The sequence below is a fragment of the Nocardioides sp. NPDC023903 genome (genome assembly GCF_040639295.1).
Taxonomy (GTDB): Bacteria; Actinomycetota; Actinomycetes; order Propionibacteriales; family Nocardioidaceae; genus Nocardioides.
Genome location: NZ_JBEZZS010000118.1, coordinates 1 through 1,061, shown reverse-complemented (window position 1 = coordinate 1,061; position 1,061 = coordinate 1). Strand labels below are relative to the sequence as shown.

The following is a 1,061-nucleotide window of genomic DNA, read 5'->3' as shown; positions in this document are numbered from 1 at the left end:
TGGCCACCATGGCGCTGTTCGTGCAGGGTGGCGCCATCGGTCAGCTACAGGAGATGCTCGGGCGGATCAACTCGGTGATGCCACAGGACCCGAGGGAAACCGCGCGCATCTCCGCGGTGATGGGCGCCGATGCCGCCGACCTGGCCGCCCACCTTGATCAGGTCGACCTGCTGGTCAACGGACTTTCCCGCAACGCGGCGATCCTGCACGACGACACCGAACAAGCCCTGACGAACATCCTCACCCCCGAGGCCGTCGCCTCGCTCACGGGCACGCAGGACTCGATCGCCAAGACCATGAAGATCTTCGACGCGCTCGGCCCGGTCGGTTCCTCGCTCACCTGGCTGGCCCCGATCGCGAGCTCCGGTGACGCTGCCGCGACCGCGTTCCTGCCGCTGGCCACCGGCGGCTCGGCCGATCTGCGCTCCTCGACCAACATGGCGCTGCTCACCGCGCTGTTGCGCGACAAGATCATCCCATTCGTCGGTAACGGCCCGAAGGTGAATGTCACCGGTGTTCAGGTGTCCGAGGAAGACCAGGTGGCGCAGATCGTCACCGCGCTGCGGATGATCGGAATGGTGCGATGAAGATCGGTGCACTGGCCTCCCTCGGCGGCATCGCCGCGATCACCGTGCTCGGTGCGAGCTATCTGACCTTCGGGGTGGTGCGGGTCGACCCGTTCGCCGACTACACCGCGGCCTCGATCGAGATCGCGAATTCCGGTGGTCTCAGCGTGGGTTCGCCGATCCTGCTGACCGGCATCGAGATCGGTGAGGTCACCGGCGTCGACACCTCGGCGAGCGGTCGTGTGCACGTAGGGTTCCGGTTCGGCGCCGAGCACAAGGTGCCGATGAGCAGCATCGTCACGATCGAGCACCTGTCCTCGCTCGGCGAGCCGTACGTGCAGTTCGTGCCGCGCGACGCGGGCGGGCCCTATCTCACCGACGGGCAGCGCCTGTCCGGCGAGAACGTGCGTACTCCGATGTCGATCCCCGAGGTCGCGCGGCTGGTCACCAAGACCGTCGAGCAGCTCGATCCCACGGTCGTCGGCTCCCTGGTCG

At 67.2% G+C, this 1,061-nt stretch carries 2 protein-coding genes; both read left to right on the top strand.

The window, feature by feature from the left end; all coding sequences use genetic code 11:
* Positions 1-587, top strand: a 587-nt coding sequence (locus tag AB0F44_RS30370; RefSeq protein ID WP_357361107.1) for a hypothetical protein, incomplete at its 5' end; no start/stop codon positions are given.
* The coding region (locus AB0F44_RS30365) for an MlaD family protein (protein ID WP_357361105.1) at positions 584-1,061 on the top strand (478 nt) is incomplete at its 3' end. The genes AB0F44_RS30370 and AB0F44_RS30365, both read left to right, overlap by 4 nt.